Here is a 20,289-nt window from a genome sequence, read left to right as displayed (position 1 = left end):
TGTTAGCAGAATCAGTTATAATATATATAAAGCTTTTAAAGTCAGTAATAATTAACAAGAGGAGGAATTCTTGGTGAAATTAGATCATCAATTAGACGAGTTTTTGGCAGAACTAGAGTCAGCTAACCCTACTCCTGGAGGAGGAAGCACATCGGCATTAGTCGGAACATTTAGTGCTACTTTGGCTAAAATGGTATGCAATACTACTTTACGAAAAAGAGAAGATAATAAAATTATTAATTATTTAAATGAATTAGAACGAATGAAAAGTGAATTAAGTAATCTAATACAAGCTGATATAGATGCTTATCAGCTTGTAGTATCTGCTTATAAAGATGGAGATCCAGAATTAATTAATGATAGAATGATTCAAGCTACTGAAGTTCCTTTATCGATTATGGATCAGACATTAAAATGTTTGGAAATTATGGTGGAGTTAATGGAATTGATTAATTATACAGCTCTTGGTGAATTAGGAACAGCTGTTCATTTAGCGGAAGCAGTAATTAATTCTGTTGGATTAATAGTTGAGATTAATTTAAAGTTAATCGATGATGAAGAATACTGTAATAAAGCTACAAGTTTATTAACAGATAGGCTAGATAATAGTCAAGAACTAAGGAATAAAGCAATATTAATATTAGAAAAACGACAAAATTAAAATTTTATATAATTTTTAATATATATTTTCTTGACAAAATAAAGCAAAGATGTTATTATTATATTGAAAATGATAAACATTATCAATAAATTTGGTTTCTACATATTCTTAAGTAATTTTTTTGTATACTATTGATAATGATTTTCATATTTAAAGAAGTTTAGTCTTAGAAACGCTTTATTTTTAAATAATAATGAGAATGGTTATCATAAATGAAAGGAGAGATTGATATGACTTTAGCTGAAGTTAACAGAGGAGATACATTTCAAGTGAATTCTATACCAGATACAAAGGTGAGAGCACAAGCATTTAGATTTGGGATTTCAGAAGGAGCTCAGGTATCATGTGTAGAGAAGGTTCCAGGAGGACCGGTTATTTTACAAAGAAATCTACAAGAGATTGCTGTTGGAAGAAGATTAGCAGAAAAAATTAAAGTCGTGAAGTAAGCAAGGAGGATTAAATGATGGATTGTTGTAATATAAGTCAGCAAGTTGATATACCTGAAGGTGCTAAAAAAATTGTTTTAGCAGGTAACCCTAATGTTGGTAAGTCGATATTCTTTAATGATTTTACAGGTGTGTATGTAGATGTATCAAATTACCCAGGAACAACATTAGAAATTAGTTCAGGAAAGTATCAAGATGATGTAGTAATAGACACTCCAGGAGTCTATGGAGTTTCTTCATTTAATGATGAAGAGATTGTTGCTAGAGATGTAATTGCTTCAGCAGATATAGTAATTAATATTGTTGATGCTATGCATTTAGAAAGAGATTTGTTCTTAACTCAACAGATTATTGATATGGGTATTCCTACGATAGTAGCCTTAAATATGATGGATGAGGCTGAAAAGAATAATTTGGAGATTGATATTGATAGATTAAGCGAAGAATTAGGAGTACCAGTTATTCCTACAGTTGCCCCAAAAGGTGAGGGGTTAGATGAAGTAAAGAATGCAGTAAATAAAGCCGAAGTAGGTAAAAGTAGCCTGCAAAATGAGGATAAGTTAGAAAAATTAAGTCAAAAGATTGGAAATAGATCTGAAGCTTTGTTGGTGTTAGAGGGTGATTCAAATGTTGCTGCTAAAAACAATCTAGAACCTTTAAATAATAGAGAAAAAATTTATAAAAATCGAAGAGAAAGAATTAATCAAATAGTAGACGCAGTTGTAACTAAAGTAAGTGAAGGGACTAACTTTAGAACATTATTAGGTAGATGGATGGTTAGACCATTAACAGGGATTCCAATTTTATTAGTAGCATTATATGGGTTATATGAATTTATAGGAGTTTTTGTTGCTCAGACTGTTGTTGGTATTACTGAAGAAACTTTATTTATTGGTACATATGAGCCGTTTATTAAATCTCTTATAGGAAATATAGTACCTCAGGCTTCATTAATTGGCCAGTTATTGATTGGTGAATTTGGACTATTAACGATGGCCATTACTTATACTTTTGGTCTATTACTTCCGTTGGTTATTGGTTTTTATCTCTTTTTAGCAATATTAGAGGATTCAGGTTATTTACCTCGGATTGCAACTTTAGTCGACCGAGTATTAACTGCTTTAGGAATGAATGGACGTGCTATTATTCCTATGCTTTTAGGGTTTGGTTGTGTAACTATGGCTACGATTACAACTAGACTTTTAGGTTCAAAGCGGGAGAGGATTATTGCAGTATTCTTGTTAGGCTTAGCAATTCCTTGTTCGGCTCAAATAGGAGTAATTGCAGGTTTGATTTCTCCATTAGGTGCTAAATACTTTATAGTTTATGTAGGTACGCTTCTTGCTGTTTATGTTTTAGCCGGTACTTTCTTAAATAAAGTATTACCTGGGGAATCTACGGATTTATTAATTGATTTACCACCGCTTAGAATACCGAGATTAGGTAATATTTTACGTAAAACTTTTATTAAGTCAAAGTCTTTCATTAAGGAAGCAAGTCCAATATTTGCGATTGGTGCTGTAGTAATTACTTTAATGCAAGAATTTGGATTATTAACAGCTATTCAGGATGCTGTTTCTCCTATTACAGTTGGTTGGTTAGGTTTACCTAAAGAAGCTGCCACTGCATTTATAATGGGAATAGTTCGTCGTGACTTTGGAGCTGCTGGTTTAAATGCTTTAAGTATGTCAGCTGCTCAAACAACGGTTTCTTTAATTACAATTACCTTATTTGTACCGTGTATTGCGGCTATGATGATCATGGTTAAAGAGCGAAATTGGAAAGAATCTATAGCAATTTGGTTTGGGAGTTGGATTATAGCATTTGGTGTAGGTGGAATTGTTGCTCAATTATTATAAAGTTTAGATAATAACAGGTTAGTCATTATAACTAGCCTGTTTATTCACTTCAATCAAAATCACATTTTTATATATCGCTTTTGAGTTTTAGCACTTTATTTTTTGCGCATTAGTGATAATGACTTTCAGTATCATTATGAAGTTAATCTATTAAGAGATTAAGGAGGGATTTTATTGTCGAATAGCAATAAGAAGAGGTTACTAGTAATTTTCTTAACTATGACTTTATTAGTAACAGCCTTTACTCTGACCAGTTATGCAGCTGTTTCCTGGCAGGAGGTTGTTAATGATGTTAAAGTTAGAGTTACTAAAGGTTTAAGTCAGTATAAGAATGGTAATTTAAAAGCTGCTAAGAAAAGTATCACTGATGCTTACTTTGGACCTTTTGAAGGAGAAGAAATGGAGCAGGCAATTCAAAGGAATATAGGTAGTCAGAATGCGTTTAAAGTGGAGTATATGTTTACACAGATGAAGAAATTGATGGATAAAGGTGCTTCTCAGCAGGAAGTTGAACAGATGGCTACTATGTTAATTAAGGAATTAAAGGTGTATGCTACGCAGTTAGACAAAGTGGCACCACGAGAGAAAAGTAGTCCTTTTGGTCAATTTATCTATTCATTCTTAATTATAGTACGAGAAGGATTTGAAGCTATCTTAATTATAGGTGCTATAATTGCTTATCTAATTAAGTCTGGTAATAGGGATAAGGTTAAAGCTGTACATGGTAGTACTGGATTAGCCATTGTGGCTAGTATTGTAACAGCAATTTTACTACAATTTGTATTTAAGATTAGTGGTGTTGGTCAGGAGATATTAGAGGGAGTTACAATGCTGTTGGCTATGGTAGTCTTATTCTCAGTTAGCTTTTGGTTAATTAGTAAGGTAGAAGCTAAAAAATGGGAGGAATATATTCAAGGTAAGGTAGAAGACTCCTTGACTACTGGTAATAGCTTTGCTCTTTGGTCTGCTGTCTTCTTAGCAGTCTATCGAGAAGGGGCAGAAACAGTTCTCTTTTACCAAGCATTAATAGCAGATGCTGATAAAAGTAGTTATGGGATGATTGGGTTAGGTTTCTTGGTAGGTTGTGTGGCTTTAGTAGCAATCTATATAATCGTTAGATACGGTAGTGTTAAATTGCCTTTAAAGCCATTCTTTATTGGTACAAGTACTCTTTTATATTATTTAGCTTTCGTTTTTGCTGGTGAAGGTATTAGAGAGCTACAAGAGGCAGGAGTAATTGGGCTAGGGAAGATTGAAACTGTACCAACGATTAGTTGGTTAGGAATCTATCCAACTTGGCAGTCATTGAGTTTACAAGCACTTTTAGTTTTAGTAGCAGTGATTGGTTTAGGTTACTATTTCTTAGGTAATGACCAAGATAAAGTAGTAAACTCATAGGTGAAGTATTAGGATCTGGTAATTGATTATGTAAGAGAATTAATTAATAAAATTAGGAGGTATTTAAAAAATGAATTTAGTAAAGAAGAAAGTATTAATTACAACGATGATGATGGTGTTTTTACTGACAGGAATGGCGACAAATGCCTATGCATTTACGGAGTATCCAATAGGTGAGGAAAAGATAATTAAACAAATGAAGATTGCAGCAGTATATTTTCAGTCAGTTCCGATGGAACCGGAAGCTAAAGCAGGAGTAAGTGAAAATAAATCTGATATTCATATAGAAGCAGATATTCATGCTGTAATGAATAACCCTTATGGTTTCGGTTTTGGAGCATGGGTTCCGAACTTAACTGTAGATTATAAATTAGAAAACTTAGACACTGGTAAAGTACAAGAAGGAAGCTTTATGCCAATGGTTGCTAGTGATGGTCCACATTACGGATCTAATATTAAAATGATGGGAATTGGTAATTACAAGCTTACATATATAATTCATTCTCCTGCTAAACAAGACTTCTTACAGCACGTAGATAAAACAACAGGTGTTAAAAAGCGATTCTGGAAGAAACCTATTAAAGTTAGTTGGAAATTCACTTATACAGGGAATATATAAAGGATTAAAATAATTTACTAAATACCTTAGGCTAAAGGAATTCTTATTCCCTTAGCCTAAGGGTTTAGTCATTTAGAAGGAGAGGGGAGTATATGCTAGAGACTTTAATTTTTACTTTAAAAGATGGGATTGAGCTAGTTCTTTTAAGTTGGATACTATTTGGATTTATATATAAGATTAGACAGAAAAGATTAAATTTATTTGGATATGGAGCTTTAATTTTAGCTTTACCGTTTAGTATATTATTAGCTTATTCGTTAGTTAATCTCACAATTGAGAAAGAGATTGAAACTTTTTTTGCCTTTAGCGGTTTTATTCTAACTTTATTAATGACAATATGGATTTGGTGGCAAAGCTTTAGTTACAACAAGAGTTTAGTTCAGCAAGAAAAGAAGATAATTAGAAAAAGTTCACTATTATCTAAAGTTTTAGTGTCGCTCTTCATTTTATATTTAGGAATTAAATTTGAGACTAAGTTAATTCTGTTTCCAAAGCAAATCAAAATTAATAGTATGTTAAGTACTACTTTTAATACAGAATTATTATTAAAATATTGTGGTGGAATTATAGGGATTGGATTAGCGCTTAGCTTTGGTTTTATATTAATTAAAGCTCACAAGAAGATGAATTTTAAACAGAGTAGGAATCTTGTTGCTGTTCTGTATTTAGTTAGTTTAATACGTCTTGCTATTTTAGGACTCTATGGATTAATGTTGAAAGGAGTCATTTCTGTAACACCTGAGTTCATTTCATTGTTAGCGCCATTTTATAATAATATAAATAAATTCTTTTACATATTTTTAGCAGTCATTACAGTAGGGTTAACTATTATTGCTTTCAAAAAAGAAGATAGAACTTTAGATAAGAATTTGAATCCGGCTCAACAAAGAAATGTTAAGGCACAGATTCGTAATAAGGACCGTTGGATTAGAGCTAGTGTAGTAGCTGTTATATTCTTTATAGCACTATTAGGCTTAAATTATTTCTATGCTAATGGTACCGTTCAATTGGTACCAGCTATTGCTTTAGAACCTGAGGCGGATGAGTTTGTGATTGCTAAAAAAGATTTAGCTGATGGGAAATTACATCGTTATTCATATGAAACTAAGCAAGGAACAATAATTAAATTCTTTTTAATTAAGAAGGCAAAGGATGCCTATGGTGTGGTCCATGATGCTTGTGAAATTTGTGGTAGTGCTGGTTATTATCAGAAGGATGACCAGGTTATCTGTGCAAACTGTGATGTGGTTATGAATAAGCTTACTATCGGTTTTCCAGGAGGTTGTAACCCAATTCCTATGAAGTATAAAAGTGATAAGCAAAGAATTAAAATTAAAGTTAATGAGTTATTAAAGAGGGAAGGTTTATTTTCCTAATTAGGAGGGACATACATGTTCTTAAGAATGATTAAGCGATCATTTAGTAAAGGGTTAAAATCGAAATTACTAGCTATTGTAGCTATAGCTTTTGGTGCTTCATTAGCTACTGCAATGTTTAGTGTTTCATTAGATATTGGTGATAAGATTAATAATGAACTAAAGTCATATGGTTCGAATATTGTAGTTCTTCCAGAGTCTGAATCCTTACCAGTAGAGATTAATGGAGTTGATTTTAGCCCAATTACGCAAGGTAAATCATATATTAAAGAAGAAGATATACCGAAAATCAAGATGACTTTTTGGCGAAATAATATAGTTAATCTTGCGCCGTACTTAGAGGTTAATGGACAAATAGATAATGAAAAGATAGCTGTAGTAGGCACTTGGTTTAATAGAAAGACTAGAATTCCTACTGGAGAGAAGTTTAACTTTGGAGTGAAACATCTTAAATCTTGGTGGCAAGTACAAGGAGATTGGATTAAAGATGGAGGAAGTGATAATTCAGCTTTAATTGGACGTGAAATAGCTAATGCTTATAACTTGAATCCGGGTGATAGATTTAAAATGAAGTTTGATACTAACGATAGTAGTGTAACTGAATTGATAAAAGTACAAGGCGTTATCAATAGTGGAGGGAAAGAGGAAAGTAAAGTTTATTTACCTCTAGACTTTCTACAAAAGACAGTAGGTTTAGAAGGAAAGGTAGAAGAAATAGAAGTTAGTGCCTTAACGACACCGGTTAATGAATTAGCTAGAAAAGCACAAGCTAATCCAGATTCTTTGAGTAATGAAGAGTTTGAAAGGTGGTATTGTACTGCTTATATTAGTTCAATTGCTTATCAGATAGAAGAAGTGATTCCGGGTGTAGTAGCAAAAGAGGTAAGGCAGATTTCTCGTTCTGAAGGAGTCATTCTCAATAAGATAAAACTATTAATGTTATTAGTTACTTTAGCGGCATTAATAAGTTCAGGTTTAGGAATTTCTAGTATAATGACTACTAAGGTTTTAGAGCGTAAAAAAGAAATTGGTTTATTAAAAGCAATAGGAGGTAGTAATTTAGCAGTTATAGCATTATTTACAGTGGAGATTAGTTTATTGAGTATATTAGGTGGAATTTTAGGTTATGGTTTGGGCATTGGTTTTGCTAACTTAATTGGACAGCAAGTTTTTGGTACTGCTATAGCAGTTAAAATATTAGTCTTACCAATTATTCTAGTCTTATCTATTATTGTAGCATTATTAGGTAGTTTTTCACCGCTAAGAATTGCCTTGAAATTAGAACCAGCTGAAGTTTTGCATGGTTAAGAGAGGGGATATAGTGATGAGGAAGTTGAAAATGTTCTTAAGAATGGTAGGAAAAGCATTTAAAGAAAGAAAGTCACGAATTGCTATTGCTTTTTTTGCTATTGTAGTGGGAGTAGGTATTATTACCTCTTTATTTAGTGTTTATTACGATATAAGTATTAAGATGAGTAAAGAGTTAAGAGCTTACGGAGCAAATTTGATTTTAGCTCCTAAAACACAAGCAAAAAATAAAGATATGAATATACAGCAGTTAAATAAGGTAGTTAATAAATTTGATGAGGACAAGTTAGTAGGCTATAGACCTAATTTATATGGTATAGCAGAAGCTACTTCTAAGGGAGTTTTAGATGCTAAAAAACCGGTAGTTTTAGTTGGAACTTGGTTTGATCAGGTTAAGAAAGTCAATCCTTATTGGAAAGTGAAAGGGCAGTTATTGGCAAATAAAAAAATTAGTGATGAGATAGTAATGGGGAAAGAAGCAGCAAGGAAATTAGGCTATAATATTGGTGATCAAGTTACTATTTCAGTTGAGGAAACCGGTGAGAAGAAAGAGTTTATAGTGAGTGGAATCATTACTACTGGAAGTAAGGCAGATAGTCGAGTCTTTGTTAATTTGGAAGTGGCTCAAAGGTTATTAGATAAGCAGAATGAAATCGATATTGCTTATTATAGTCTATTAGGACAGAATTTAAATTCTAAGGTGACAAAGATTAATAAAACGCTAACGGGACTTGAGTTAAAAGCGATTAAAAAGATTGCTAGTTCAGAGGGTAAGATTCTAACTAAGATTAAATCGTTAATGTATTTAGTGGTTATGATTATACTCTTGTCAACTTTATTATGTGTTTCTACAACAATGATGACCATAGTTACTGAGCGTAAAGAAGAGATCGGACTTAAAAAAGCACTAGGAGCTGAAAATAGTAATGTAATTATTGAGTTCTTAACAGAGGCGGCTATTTTAGGAGGAATAGGTGGATTAGTAGGTTATGGCTTGGGTTTTCTAGGGGCTCAAGCTATTGGTCAGAGTGTCTTTGATTCATATATATCATTTAGATTTATGGTTGTTCCAGCCTCTTTCATTTTTGCAGTTTTAGTATCTTGTTTTGCTTCTATTATTCCAGTTAGAATGGTAGTTGATGTAGATCCGGCAGTCGTTTTAAAAGGTGAGTAATTAAAGGAGGTAGAATAAGAATGGGATTAATAACTTTAGAGAATGTTTCTAAAATATATGGTGAAGATGTTAGAGCGTTAGATAATGTTGATTTGGAGATTAAAGAAGGAGAGTGGGTGTCGGTTATGGGGCCTTCTGGCTCTGGGAAAAGCACAATGCTAAACCTGATTGGTTGTATGGACACTCCTAGCAAAGGGATTGTTAAGATAGATGATATAGATATTTCTGAACTGGATAAAAAAGAATTAACTAAGGTTAGAAGAGAGAAGATTGGCTTGGTATTCCAGCAATTTCATTTAGTACCGTATTTGACAGCTGTAGAGAACATAATGGTGGCTCAGTACTATCATAGTATGGCTGATGAAAAGGAAGCTAAACAAGCATTAGAAAAAGTGGGTTTAGGTCATCGCGCTAATCACTTGCCTAAAGAGTTATCTGGAGGAGAACAGCAGAGAGTCTGTGTAGCAAGAGCATTAATTAATTATCCTAAATTAATTTTAGCTGATGAGCCAACAGGAAACTTAGATAAAGAAAACGAGAATATAGTTTTAGATTTATTTGAAGAGTTACATACAAATGGTCATACGATTATGATGGTAACTCATGATCCAAAAGTTGGTAAATTAGCTGAACGACAGATAAATTTAGATCATGGTCAATTGTGATTGAGGTTAATGTAGATGGTTGAGGTACTTCAGCTTCCAATGAAGCAAAGACTAACTGTCATACTTTTGAGTCTAAATCTTAAATTTGATTTTAGTTTTAATAAACAAAGCTCCCTTATAGACAGGGGAGCTTTGTTTATTTCGGTTAAAAGTATACTTTACTAGCTCAATAAAGTTCATCCACTCTAACAAGATGATATATTATTACTATTTATCTAAAAAGGAGTTTTTATTAAACAATAATTAATTCTTCAGAAGATGTAGTTAGATTTTGAGGTCCATCTTCAGTAATTAGATATGTGTTTTCAATACCAATGGCGCCTAATTCTGGAATTAATAGTTTTGGTTCTAAGGCTATAGTCATTCCAGGTTCCAAATCAATGTCTAAACCATCGGCTAAGAAAGGAAATTCATTTAATTCTAAACCTACTCCATGACCTACAAATCTAACTTTATTCTCACCATGGCCCATAAAATAATCAGCTACATCTAATTCTTCAGCAAGCCTTTTTCCTTGCTCATAAATTTCCTGCCAGGTATGTTGAGGAAGCAAATACTCACTCAATTTATCTAGAAGTTCTACTGATTTTTCATAAGTTTCTTGCAAATATGCACTTGGTTCTCCTAATACAGCTAAACGAGTTTGATCAACATGATATCCATGATGGTTACTAACAAAGTCTATTACAATTGGTTCACCTTCGATAATTTTCTTTTTAGAAGAACCGATTCCAATACTAGCATGAATCCCTGGGCCTCCACATAAAGCATCAGTTTTAAGAGGAACTTCAGCATTATCACCACTAACACAAACACCTATCGGCATTTCGTTGGTTAAACCTCTCATTCTTATTCTACCAGGATGTCCTTGTAAGCGGAGGTGTTCTTCAATTATAGATGATAATTCTAATTCGCTCATGCCTTCTTGTAAGTTACTTTTTATTAAAGTAGGGATTTTCTTTAATTGATTGGCTGCTCTTTTCATTAATATAATTTCATAATCAGACTTAATCATTCTTGATTGTCGAATTACCGTTGTAATATTAACTAATTTATCAGCTTCTAATATATGTTGTAATTTAGTAGCAACCTGATATGATAATACATCTAATTCTAATCCTAATTCTTCTGGTAGCTCAATATCTTCTTGAGTTAAAATGTTTGGGATTTCCCGTGAGCTTTTGAATTCTATTATTTTTTTAAAACTAGATTCTGCTTGAGCTCGTTCACTACCGCGACGAACTAGTAATACTGGTTCACCTTCTTGTGGAATAAATAAGTATTCAGCTTGAATGGTTCCTGAAAAATAGTAGAGATCAGCATTTTGAATGATTACGGCTAGGTCTGTTCCTTTTTCTTTTAACTTCTCTTGAAAGCCTTCGATTCTATGAAACAACTCTTCTTGTGGTATTGTTTTCAAATTTTTCCCTCCTATGATAGAGATTTTAAGGTTAGTATACCATATTTGGTAGAATATTAAAATAATGATTTTCTTATCTTTAAGTTAAAATTATTTGTGATATAATAGAAAACAAGAGGAGGTTCTCATATGAGGAATTATGCTAAATTAAGCAAAAGATTAATTCATTGGATAAAAGAGAAAGTAGAAAATGCAGGTTGTCAAGGAACAGTTATAGGACTAAGTGGAGGAATCGATTCAGCAGTAACTTCAGTCCTATGTAGAAAAGCATTTCCTAATAATACTGTAGGGTTGATCTTACCTTGTTATAGTAATTCAAATGATGCTGAAGATGCTAAATTAGTTGCTAATCAATTCAATATTGGTGTAAAGGTTATTAATTTAAATGAACCTTTTGATGTATTATTATCAGAAATAGGAGTGGAAGAAAGTAAGAAAGAGGATAATATGGCTATAGCTAATATTAAACCTAGACTAAGAATGACCACTCTTTATTATTATGCTGCAAAATTAAATAGATTAGTAGTAGGTACTGATAATCGAAGTGAATTAAAGATAGGTTATTTTACTAAACATGGTGACGGTGGAGTAGATATAGCACCATTAGGAAATCTAGTTAAAACTGAGGTTAGAGAATTGGCAAAGTATTTGGGGATACCAGATAAAATAATTAATAAACCACCTTCTGCAGGTTTATGGGATGACCAGACTGATGAAGAAGAGTTGGGTATTACTTATAAAGAATTGGATCACTACATATTAACGGGTGAAGCAGAACCAAAAGTTAAGAGAAAGATAGAAGAATTAGATGCTAAAAGCTCACATAAATTAGGTTTACCTCCGGTACCAGAGTTTTAATAGGTGAATAGTTCCGCTTCTTGCTTAGCAGTTAGCAAATTAATTAATTAGAATAATTACTTAACTTCAGATTGTAGCTGTGATAAAGGCTTAAACTTAATTTTTTGTTTAATTTTAGGTCCATAATTCAAATTAATGATTCTATCGAAGTTATAGACTTCTTCTTCTTTATTTTCAAGATCTTTTATCTGTAAATATTCTAATTCTCCCCCTTTATCTTTAAAAATTATCAATTCTTTTATATTATTTTTAATTATTTTACCTCCGCCTTCAATAGTAATTTGTAAACCAGGATTTTTAATCTGTTTATTGTTTATTTTATTTAGTTTATAGCTTATTCCTAAAATAGCTAGAATTACACAGATAAAGATTAATAAGTTAGTTAGGTTCTTTTTCAATTAATTCATCTCCCTTCCTTTTCTTTCTTTATTTCTTGATTGAAAAAATAGTTCCTTTATTTCCCGGAATTTTACTTTTAATATTAAAGCGTTTTGCAGGATTTTACGCTTGTTATCTAGAAAACAAGCTAATAACAGTAAGTTTTTATTTTAGGAATTTAATATTAGAATTTTTAATAATATTAGGAAGGGAAATACCCTTTAATGGAATTAATACAAAATTTATTAAGAGAAAATATGAATTTAATTTATTTTATTTATGGTTTAGTCTTTTTTATGTTAGGGTTTACTATTTTACTTAAAAATAGAACTAATAGCGATTTTAGATTAGCTAATAGTCTTATCTTCTTAGCTGGTTTTGGGATCTTGCATGGGATTTATGAATGGGGATATATTTTTATCCCTCTGCAAGCAGATAGTCTTTCAACAAGTATTATTAATAAAATGCATATTTTAAGATTATTTATGGAGGCTTTTTCATATGTTTTTCTTTTCTATTTTGGAGTACATTTATTTGTAAAAACTAAACAAAAATCTAGGAGACTATTAACTATTCCTTGGATTTTATTGCTATTTTGGATGATACTATATGCTCATTTTGAATCTGAATTATTAACTATGAATGTGAATTCTTGCTCAAGTTTTGGAGATATATGGGCTAGATATTTATTAGCCTTGCCAGGTACAATTATAACTTGTTATGCCTTGGTTTTGCAGAAATCTGAGCTAAAGGCTTTGCATAAGGGTAAAATATTGAATAAACTTTATGGCTTTATAGCTCTAATGGGGTTATATGGAGTAGTAGCTGGTTTAATAGTACCAGAAGGTATATGTTTTTTATCTAAATATGTTAATAATGATACTTTTCTTGCTACATTTAACTTACCAGTGCAGATATTTAGAACTATCATAGGATTAGGGATGACATATTTTCTAATAGGGATTTTAGAAATTTATAATTTAGAATACTATCATATATTAGAAAAACTTAAGAAGGAAAAGGCAGTCTTAAAAGATAGACAGAGGATTTGTAGAAATTTACATGACGGGATTATTCAATCAATTTACGGGGTAGGTTTAGGGTTAGAACATATTTCATATTTGATTGAGGAGAATCCTCCTAAGGCTAAACAGAGAATTAATGATAGAATAAGTGATTTAAATTCTATTATTGGTGAACTTAGGAAGTATATTATGGATTTAAAGCCTAAAATTTTAAAAGAAGGATTATTTTATGAACTATTAAAAGATATATTGGCTAATTTTGATTCGAATGATATAGAAATTCATTTTGAATATAATCTTTCTAAAGAGACCAAGCTCTTCCCGCAACCATTGGATAATATTTATCATATTTTACAAGAAGGTTTAAATAATATTAAGAAACATTCACAAGCGAATAAGCTTTCTTTAAAGGTTTACGAAAATAATGGACTAATAATCAAATTAACGGATAATGGAATTGGGTTTAATCAAGAAAATATTAATGGTAAATCTGGGAAACAACAAGGCTTAAAAAATATAGAAGAAAGAGTTAAAGCATTAGATGGTGAATTTATATTAGATTCACTTAAAGAAGAAGGAACAGAATTGATAATCAAAATTCCTTATGAGGTGATAAAAAATGTCTGCAGTAAAAATAATGCTAGTTGATGATCATGAAGTAGTGAGAACTGGTTTAGCTGTTTTACTGGAGCGGAAAGCAGAGTTTGAAGTTGTTGCTCAAGCCGGTTCTGCTGATGAAGCTGTTAAGAAGGCAGCACAGCATGAACCTAATGTGGTACTGATGGATATTAGAATGCCATCAGGTAATGGGGTTGATGCCTGTCGGGAGATCTGTAATAATCATCCTAATATTAAAGTTGTAATGTTAAGTTCTTATGCAGAAGACGAGGCTATAGTTAAATCTATTATGGCTGGTGCTAGTGGTTATATATTAAAAGAAATAAATAGTCAAGAATTAATAGAAGCAATAGAAGCGGTTAGTCAAGGAGAATCATTATTAGATTCTAGAATTACTCAAAAGGTTTTAGAACATATGAGACACTCGGAGGATGAATTAGAGAAAGAGAATAAGTTAACTGATAGAGAAGAAGCAGTTCTTAATTTTTTAGCAGAAGGTTTAACAAATCGAGAAATTGCCCAGAGAATTCATTTAGCTGAAAAGACAGTTAGAAATTATGTAAGTAATATTTTAAGAAAATTAGATTTGAATAATCGAGTAGAGGCTGCAACTTATATTACTAGGAAAAGAATGAAGGAGAAATTACATAAACAGTTAGGGATTTAGATATAAATAGAATTTGATGTAAGACAAATGGGCTGCCATTTGTCTTTTTTAATATGCAAGTAAGTTAAAATTATTAAACTAAATCAAAATACAAAGTAGTTTTTTAGGAAATAATACTAAAAAGGAGTTAAAATTATGACCAAAATAATTATGATATTTATTGATGGACTAGGTTTAGGTCAAAACTCTAGTAAATTTAATCCACTAGTTGCTGCAAACACACCAGGTTTGAATCGTATATTAGGTGGTTTTGATTTAACTAAAGAGATAGGAAATCATAATTCAGAAATAGCTACCTTAATTCCTACAGATGCTTCTTTGGGTGTTGATGGATTACCACAAAGTGCTACTGGACAGACAGCTATTTTTACAGGAGTTAATGCTGCCCAAAAGCTAGGGAGACATATTAGTGGTTTTCCCACTCCTACTTTACAAAAGATTATTAAAGAGGAAAGTATATTTAAAAAGATTAATAAAATGGGTCTAAAGACCCATTTTATTAATACTTATACTAACGATTATTTTGAAAAGACAAGATATCATTCAGCGACTACATTGGCAGCCATGGCTGGAGGAGTAAGGTTTAATAACGTGGAAAATTTATTGTCTGGGGAATCATTATATCATGATCTTACTCAACAGATATTAATAAATAAAGGTTACGATTTACCTAAGGTTACTCCAAGGGAGTCAGCTTCTAGACTGGTTAATGCTACTAAAGAATATGATTTTATTCTATTTGAATACTTTCGATCAGATATTGTAGGTCATAAGCAGGATCTAGAAGAATCAATACAAGTTATTGAAGATTTAGATGAGTTTTTGTTGAATTTATTTAAACGCTTAGATTGGAATACTACTTTATTGGTGTTAACAAGTGATCATGGAAATATTGAGGATATTAGTTCTAAGACTCATACTAAAAATAGAGTGCCAACTATTCTTATTGGGGATTTTAAAGAAGAAATAAGGAAATCTATTTTTGATTTAACTGATTTAGCACCTATGATAGTTGATTCATTCAAAAGCATGTAAAATAAGTGTTAAATAACCTGACATTAACTTGACATACAATTCGATGTTTGTTACAATTGAAAAGAAGAATTTAGTGATTATATTTAAAAAGGTGAGAATGAAGATAATTAGGAGGTAAGAAGAATATGTCATTAACTAAGGAAGAAATTTTACAGAAATCAGAAGAATTGAATGTTAAGTTTATTAGATTACAGTTTACTGATATTTTAGGAATTACGAAGAATGTTGCTATTACAATAGAACAGTTAGAGGATGCTTTGGATGGCGAAATAATGTTTGATGGTTCCTCTATTGAAGGGTTTACTAGAATCCAAGAGTCTGATATGTATTTAAAACCTGATTACGAAACATTTACAATCTTTCCTTGGAGACCACAAGATGATGGTTCAGTAGCAAGATTAATTTGTGATGTTTATACTGCTGATGGAGAACCGTTTTCAGGTGGACCAAGAAATATTTTAAAGAAAGTAATCGAAGAGGCTGAAGAATTAGGCTATGAAATGTTTGCTGGCCCTGAACCTGAGTTTTTCTTATTTGAAACTGATGAGAATGGTGAGCCAACTACTAAAACTAATGATAAAGGCGGTTACTTTGATTTATCACCAGTAGATTTAGGCCATAATACAAGAAGAGATATTTCTTTAGCATTAGATGCTATGGGGTTTGAAGTAGAGGCTTCACATCATGAAGTAGCACCTGGACAGCATGAAATTGACTTTAAGTATGCTGATGCATTAAGAACAGCTGATAATATAGCTACATTTAAATTTGTAACTAAAGCTATTGCAAAAGATCATGGTTTACATGCCACTTTTATGCCAAAACCTATCTTTGGAGAGAATGGTTCAGGTATGCATGTTAATCAATCACTATTTCAAGATGGTGAAAATGCATTCTATGATCCAGAAGATGAACGTGGATTAAGTGAAATAGCTTATTATTACATTGGTGGTTTGTTAAAGCATGCTAAAGCTATTGCGGCAATTACTAATCCTACGGTTAACTCTTATAAGAGGTTAGTACCAGGTTATGAAGCGCCAGTTTATATCTCTTGGTCGGGTGCTAATAGAAGTGCTTTAGTTAGAATTCCAGCTTCTAGAGGTATTGGGACAAGAGTAGAGCTTAGAAACCCTGATCCGGCTGCAAATCCATATTTAGCTATGGCTGTTATGTTAAAGGCAGGATTAGATGGAATCAAGAATAAGATTGATCCCGGTAAAGAAGCGCTTGATAATATCTATGATATGACTGCATCTGAGAGGAAGGATGCAGGAATTGAAAGTCTACCAGGTGATTTAACGGAAGCAATCACTGAATTACAACAGAATGAAGTGATTAAATCTGCTTTAGGAGATCATACTTATAATCATTTTGTTAAAGCTAAGACAATAGAATGGAATGTTTATAAGACTCAAGTTCATCAATGGGAGTTAGATCAATATTTAGAGACTTTCTAAAAAATTAGAAACTTTCTAAAGAATTAGAAGCTTTCTAAATAAAATTCAGAGATATAATTAAAGTTATATGCGAGTATCTATTATAGATGCTTGCATATTTTCTATTTTAGAGTTAAAATTATTCATTTAATTAGGCAGGAAGCTTGATAATTAATAACGAAAAATATATTATATAGTTAATGAGTAATAATATGTAAAGAGAGTAAATCGTGTATTAATTATATTTAATTAATCTAGTAGGAAGTGGAGTGGTAGAGATGGTAGTTAAAATTGGGGTTCCTAAAACACTATCTTATTATGCTTATTATCCTTTGTGGGAGAAATTCTTTACTGAATTAGGAGCAGAGGTAATTCCATCCAAGAATACCTCTCGAAATATAATTGATGATGGGGTTAAGAAGACTGTTAATGATGCATGTGTTCCTATTAAGTTATTTCATGGTCATGTTTTAGATTTGAAAGATAGAGCTGAATATATTTTTATTCCAAGGTTAGTTAGTACTAACGGTAAGCAAGTTTATTGTCCTAAATTTTTAGGGTTACCAGATATGATTGAAAATAGTTTAGATGATCTACCTGAAATAATTGCGCCAAGGGTAGACTTAAGAGAAAGTGAGTTTGAATTATTTAAGGTTATCTATCGGGTAGGATCATTATTAACTAAGAACCCTTTAAAAATTTATTTAGCATTTAAAGAGGCAAAGGATTATTTTGCTAGGTTTAATCGTTTATTAAAGCAAGGGTATACATTTATAGAGGCAATGCAGAAATTAAAGGGAGATGATGTAAATTTAGACTTTAAACCTAATAAAGACTTACTGAAAGTAGCAGTGTTAGGTTATCCGTATATTCTTTATGATCCATATGTTTCAGTTGGAATGATACAAAAGTTAAGAGAATTTGGATTAGAAGTAGTTACAGCTGATATGTTAACTAAAGATCAGTTAGATAAGCAAGGTCATAAATTAAAGAAGCCACTCTTTTGGACATTTAGTGATCAAATAGTTAAAGCAGGATATCATTATTATGAAACTGGGGAGATAGATGGTTTGATTCACATAACAGCTTTTGGATGTGGTCCAGATTTCATGGTAAATAAATTATTACAATTAGCTGCTAAAGATAGAGAAGATATAGCTTTTATGACTTTAACTATTGATGAACATACTGGTGAAGCAGGGTTAGTCACTAGATTAGAAGCATTTGTAGATATGTTAAAGCTAAGGAGGGAGCGGCAATGCAGGTAACTTTTCCTTATATGGGGACATCTAATATTGTTTTTAAATCTATCATGGAAGAACTAGGACATGAAGTTATTGTTAAACAGCCTAGCAAAAAGACATTAAGTTTAGGTGCTAAATATGCACCAGAATTTGCTTGTGTACCTTTTAAAATATTGTTAGGAACTTATATAGAGTCATTAGCAGAAGGGGCTAATTTAATAATAACTTCTGGTGGTAGAGGGCCATGTAGAGCTGGACATTATGCTCAATTACAAGAAAAAATCTTGAAAGATTTAGGATATGAATTTGAAATGGTAGTCTTTGAGGCCTTGACTGATAGCTTTAAAGGTTTCTTTAATAATATTCGAAAAGTTGCTGGACCACATTTGTCTTGGTGGCAAATATTTAAGTTAATCAAGAAGGAATGGTATAGGTTAATGGTTTTAGATGAGGTAGAACGGTTAAGTCATAAAGTTCGTCCCCGAGAGCTAAAAAAAGGGGACACGACTAAAGCATTTGCTAAGGTTAAAAGAGTCCTTACAGCCGCTAACACTAAAAAAGATATTAAAAATGCTAAAGAGAAGAGTTTGCAATTATTAAATGATGTTCCTCAAGATCATAATTATGATCCTTTGAAAATAGGCATTATTGGAGAGATATATGTTGTTTTAGAGCCGTTTGCTAATCTAGAGATTGAAAAGACTTTAGGTGAGATGGGAGTTGAAGTAGATCGTTCAATTTATTTAACTGGATGGACTAAAGATCATACTTTCTTTATGCCAGGAGAAGATGAAGTGGTTAAAGCTGCTAAGCCTTACTTAGATCAGTTAGTAGGTGGTCATGGGCAAGATTCAGTGGGGAATACTATCTTATATGCTCAAAATGATTTTGATGGAGTAATTCAGTTAGCCCCATTTACTTGTATTCCGGAGATTGTAGCCAAAAGTATTTTGCCTCAGGTTAGTAAAGACAGGAATATTCCTTTTTTAACTCTATTTTTAGATGAGAAAACAGGAAAGGCAGGGGTTAATACGCGTTTAGAAGCATTTATTGATCTATTAGCTAAAAAAAGAGATAAAACGGGGGAGAAGATTTCATGAAAGGATATCTAGGAATAGATGTTGGTTCAGTTAGTACTAATTTAGTTGTGATAGATTCTAAAGGTGAAGTATTAGATAAATTATATTTACGTACTCAAGGGCAACCAATTGATGTTGTGCAGAGAGGTCTAAAAAAGCTTAAAACAAGATTGGCCGATGAGCTAGAGATTAGAGGTATAGGGACTACTGGTAGTGGTAGAAACTTAACCAGTGTAATAGTTGGAGCAGATACAGTTAAGAATGAAATTACGGCACATGCTGTAGCTTCATCTCATATTGTGCCAGATGTTCAAACAGTTTTAGAAATCGGCGGACAAGATTCAAAGATAACTATTCTAAGAAATGGAATAGTAGTTGATTTTGCTATGAATACTGTCTGTGCTGCAGGAACAGGGTCATTTTTAGACCAACAGGCTGCTAGATTAGGTATTCCTATTGAAGAGTTTGGAGATATGGCTTTGAAATCAGAAAATAAGGTTAGAATTGCTGGAAGATGTTCGGTCTTCGCAGAGTCTGATATGATTCATAAGCAGCAGATGGGACATAGTTTAGAAGATATTATTGCCGGATTATGTGAGGCATTAGTTCGTAATTATCTCAATAATGTAGGGCAAGGTAAAGACATATTAGCTCCTGTTGTCTTTCAAGGAGGGGTAGCAGCTAATGCTGGGATTAAAGAGGCTTTTGCTGAAGAATTAGAAACTGAGATTATAGTTCCTAAACATCATGATGTGATGGGGGCTATTGGTGCAGCATTATTGGCAAAAGAAGAGGTTGCTAAAAAAGGTGGAAAGACTGACTTTAAAGGCTGGAATGTAACAGAGATAGATTATACTCCAGCTAGCTTTGAATGTGATAATTGTGCTAACTTATGTGAAGTAATAGAAATTAGAATGAATGGAGAATTAGTTTCTCGTTGGGGATATAGATGTAATAGATGGGATTTAGCTTAAGTTTATTCAAGTATGTATTTTCTCTTAATCAATTGTTAATAATAACCAT

The 20,289-nt window shown here is 32.1% G+C and carries 19 protein-coding genes; 17 read left to right on the top strand and 2 right to left on the bottom strand.

Features of this window, described 5'->3' with window-relative positions:
- The first annotated feature begins 73 nt into the window (after positions 1-73).
- The 9 genes from B5D41_RS04975 to B5D41_RS04935 all read left to right on the top strand — a co-directional run bounded on the left by B5D41_RS04975 (position 74) and on the right by B5D41_RS04935 (position 9,506).
- Positions 74-661 (top strand): cyclodeaminase/cyclohydrolase family protein, encoded by a 588-nt coding sequence (locus B5D41_RS04975; protein WP_159442888.1) that lies wholly within the window; start codon positions 74-76, stop codon positions 659-661.
- Between the two features lie 230 nt (positions 662-891).
- Positions 892-1,107, top strand: a complete 216-nt coding sequence (locus B5D41_RS04970) for a FeoA family protein (RefSeq protein WP_078809511.1) — start codon at positions 892-894, stop codon at positions 1,105-1,107.
- Between the two features lie 17 nt (positions 1,108-1,124).
- A complete protein-coding gene (feoB, locus tag B5D41_RS04965; protein ID WP_143555664.1) occupies positions 1,125-2,966 on the top strand; it encodes a ferrous iron transport protein B in 1,842 nt (613 codons plus the stop codon).
- A 174-nt stretch (positions 2,967-3,140) separates the two neighbouring features.
- A complete protein-coding gene (locus B5D41_RS04960; RefSeq protein ID WP_234983894.1) occupies positions 3,141-4,364 on the top strand; it encodes an FTR1 family iron permease in 1,224 nt (407 codons plus the stop codon).
- A 70-nt stretch (positions 4,365-4,434) separates the two neighbouring features.
- Positions 4,435-4,983 (top strand): iron transporter, encoded by a 549-nt coding sequence (locus tag B5D41_RS04955; protein WP_078809509.1) that lies wholly within the window; start codon positions 4,435-4,437, stop codon positions 4,981-4,983.
- Between the two features lie 92 nt (positions 4,984-5,075).
- Complete coding sequence (locus tag B5D41_RS04950; RefSeq protein ID WP_078809508.1) at positions 5,076-6,359, top strand: DUF2318 domain-containing protein; 1,284 nt, start codon at positions 5,076-5,078, stop codon at positions 6,357-6,359.
- 15 nt (positions 6,360-6,374) lie between these two features.
- On the top strand, positions 6,375-7,667 hold the full coding sequence (locus B5D41_RS04945; RefSeq protein ID WP_078809507.1) for an ABC transporter permease: 1,293 nt from the start codon (positions 6,375-6,377) through the stop codon (positions 7,665-7,667).
- A gap of 16 nt (positions 7,668-7,683) precedes the next feature.
- Positions 7,684-8,841 carry an ABC transporter permease gene (locus B5D41_RS04940; protein WP_078809506.1) on the top strand — a complete coding sequence of 386 codons (1,158 nt, stop codon included), beginning with the start codon at positions 7,684-7,686 and terminating at the stop codon, positions 8,839-8,841.
- A gap of 20 nt (positions 8,842-8,861) precedes the next feature.
- Positions 8,862-9,506 carry an ABC transporter ATP-binding protein gene (locus B5D41_RS04935; protein ID WP_078809505.1) on the top strand — a complete coding sequence of 215 codons (645 nt, stop codon included), beginning with the start codon at positions 8,862-8,864 and terminating at the stop codon, positions 9,504-9,506.
- Positions 9,507-9,738: 232 nt separating this feature from the next.
- Here the strand turns inward: B5D41_RS04935 and B5D41_RS04930 are convergent, their stop codons facing one another.
- On the bottom strand, positions 9,739-10,926 hold the full coding sequence (locus tag B5D41_RS04930; protein WP_078809504.1) for a M24 family metallopeptidase: 1,188 nt from the start codon (positions 10,924-10,926) through the stop codon (positions 9,739-9,741).
- A 129-nt stretch (positions 10,927-11,055) separates the two neighbouring features.
- Here B5D41_RS04930 and nadE point away from each other — a divergent pair, with 129 nt between their 5' ends.
- The gene (nadE, locus tag B5D41_RS04925; protein WP_078809503.1) at positions 11,056-11,784 is read left to right on the top strand and encodes an NAD(+) synthase; all 729 of its coding nucleotides are present in this window, start codon (positions 11,056-11,058) and stop codon (positions 11,782-11,784) included.
- A gap of 56 nt (positions 11,785-11,840) precedes the next feature.
- On the opposite strand, the gene B5D41_RS04920 is transcribed toward nadE, so the two are convergent.
- Positions 11,841-12,182, bottom strand: coding sequence for a hypothetical protein (locus B5D41_RS04920; protein ID WP_078809502.1), 342 nt, complete (start codon positions 12,180-12,182; stop codon positions 11,841-11,843).
- Positions 12,183-12,386: 204 nt separating this feature from the next.
- On the opposite strand from B5D41_RS04920, the gene B5D41_RS04915 reads away from it, so the two are divergent.
- The 7 genes from B5D41_RS04915 (at position 12,387) to B5D41_RS04885 (ending at position 20,240) form a co-directional block, all read left to right on the top strand.
- Positions 12,387-13,835 carry a sensor histidine kinase gene (locus B5D41_RS04915; RefSeq protein WP_078809501.1) on the top strand — a complete coding sequence of 483 codons (1,449 nt, stop codon included), beginning with the start codon at positions 12,387-12,389 and terminating at the stop codon, positions 13,833-13,835.
- Positions 13,807-14,472 (top strand): response regulator transcription factor, encoded by a 666-nt coding sequence (locus tag B5D41_RS04910; RefSeq protein WP_078809500.1) that lies wholly within the window; start codon positions 13,807-13,809, stop codon positions 14,470-14,472. Before B5D41_RS04915 ends, B5D41_RS04910 begins: the two co-directional genes overlap by 29 nt.
- Positions 14,473-14,607: 135 nt before the next feature.
- A complete protein-coding gene (locus tag B5D41_RS04905; RefSeq protein WP_078809499.1) occupies positions 14,608-15,507 on the top strand; it encodes an alkaline phosphatase family protein in 900 nt (299 codons plus the stop codon).
- Between the two features lie 125 nt (positions 15,508-15,632).
- Positions 15,633-16,964, top strand: coding sequence for a type I glutamate--ammonia ligase (gene glnA / locus B5D41_RS04900; protein ID WP_078809498.1), 1,332 nt, complete (start codon positions 15,633-15,635; stop codon positions 16,962-16,964).
- Positions 16,965-17,221: 257 nt separating this feature from the next.
- Positions 17,222-18,211 carry an acyl-CoA dehydratase activase-related protein gene (locus B5D41_RS04895; RefSeq protein ID WP_078809497.1) on the top strand — a complete coding sequence of 330 codons (990 nt, stop codon included), beginning with the start codon at positions 17,222-17,224 and terminating at the stop codon, positions 18,209-18,211.
- Complete coding sequence (locus B5D41_RS04890; RefSeq protein WP_078809496.1) at positions 18,202-19,287, top strand: CoA protein activase; 1,086 nt, start codon at positions 18,202-18,204, stop codon at positions 19,285-19,287. The genes B5D41_RS04895 and B5D41_RS04890 overlap by 10 nt, the downstream gene beginning before the upstream one ends.
- On the top strand, positions 19,284-20,240 hold the full coding sequence (locus tag B5D41_RS04885; protein ID WP_078809495.1) for an acyl-CoA dehydratase activase: 957 nt from the start codon (positions 19,284-19,286) through the stop codon (positions 20,238-20,240). Before B5D41_RS04890 ends, B5D41_RS04885 begins: the two co-directional genes overlap by 4 nt.
- Positions 20,241-20,289: the final 49 nt, after the last annotated feature.

The sequence above is a fragment of the Selenihalanaerobacter shriftii genome, assembly GCF_900167185.1.
GTDB lineage: Bacteria > Bacillota > Halanaerobiia > Halobacteroidales > Acetohalobiaceae > Selenihalanaerobacter > Selenihalanaerobacter shriftii.
This window is presented reverse-complemented; position numbering and strand designations above follow the sequence as displayed.

Bases quoted from the DNA above. Each gene is read 5' to 3' on its own strand.
- B5D41_RS04970 (WP_078809511.1), top strand. From the start codon at position 892: ATGACTTTAGCTGAAGTTAACAGAGGAGATACATTTCAAGTGAATTCT.
- feoB (WP_143555664.1), top strand. From the start codon at position 1,125: ATGGATTGTTGTAATATAAGTCAGCAAGTTGATATACCTGAAGGTGCT.
- B5D41_RS04955 (WP_078809509.1), top strand. From the start codon at position 4,435: ATGAATTTAGTAAAGAAGAAAGTATTAATTACAACGATGATGATGGTG.
- B5D41_RS04950 (WP_078809508.1), top strand. From the start codon at position 5,076: ATGCTAGAGACTTTAATTTTTACTTTAAAAGATGGGATTGAGCTAGTT.
- B5D41_RS04945 (WP_078809507.1), top strand. From the start codon at position 6,375: ATGTTCTTAAGAATGATTAAGCGATCATTTAGTAAAGGGTTAAAATCG.
- B5D41_RS04940 (WP_078809506.1), top strand. From the start codon at position 7,684: ATGAGGAAGTTGAAAATGTTCTTAAGAATGGTAGGAAAAGCATTTAAA.
- B5D41_RS04935 (WP_078809505.1), top strand. From the start codon at position 8,862: ATGGGATTAATAACTTTAGAGAATGTTTCTAAAATATATGGTGAAGAT.
- nadE (WP_078809503.1), top strand. From the start codon at position 11,056: ATGAGGAATTATGCTAAATTAAGCAAAAGATTAATTCATTGGATAAAA.
- B5D41_RS04915 (WP_078809501.1), top strand. From the start codon at position 12,387: ATGGAATTAATACAAAATTTATTAAGAGAAAATATGAATTTAATTTAT.
- B5D41_RS04910 (WP_078809500.1), top strand. From the start codon at position 13,807: ATGTCTGCAGTAAAAATAATGCTAGTTGATGATCATGAAGTAGTGAGA.
- B5D41_RS04905 (WP_078809499.1), top strand. From the start codon at position 14,608: ATGACCAAAATAATTATGATATTTATTGATGGACTAGGTTTAGGTCAA.
- glnA (WP_078809498.1), top strand. From the start codon at position 15,633: ATGTCATTAACTAAGGAAGAAATTTTACAGAAATCAGAAGAATTGAAT.
- B5D41_RS04895 (WP_078809497.1), top strand. From the start codon at position 17,222: ATGGTAGTTAAAATTGGGGTTCCTAAAACACTATCTTATTATGCTTAT.
- B5D41_RS04890 (WP_078809496.1), top strand. From the start codon at position 18,202: ATGCAGGTAACTTTTCCTTATATGGGGACATCTAATATTGTTTTTAAA.
- B5D41_RS04885 (WP_078809495.1), top strand. From the start codon at position 19,284: ATGAAAGGATATCTAGGAATAGATGTTGGTTCAGTTAGTACTAATTTA.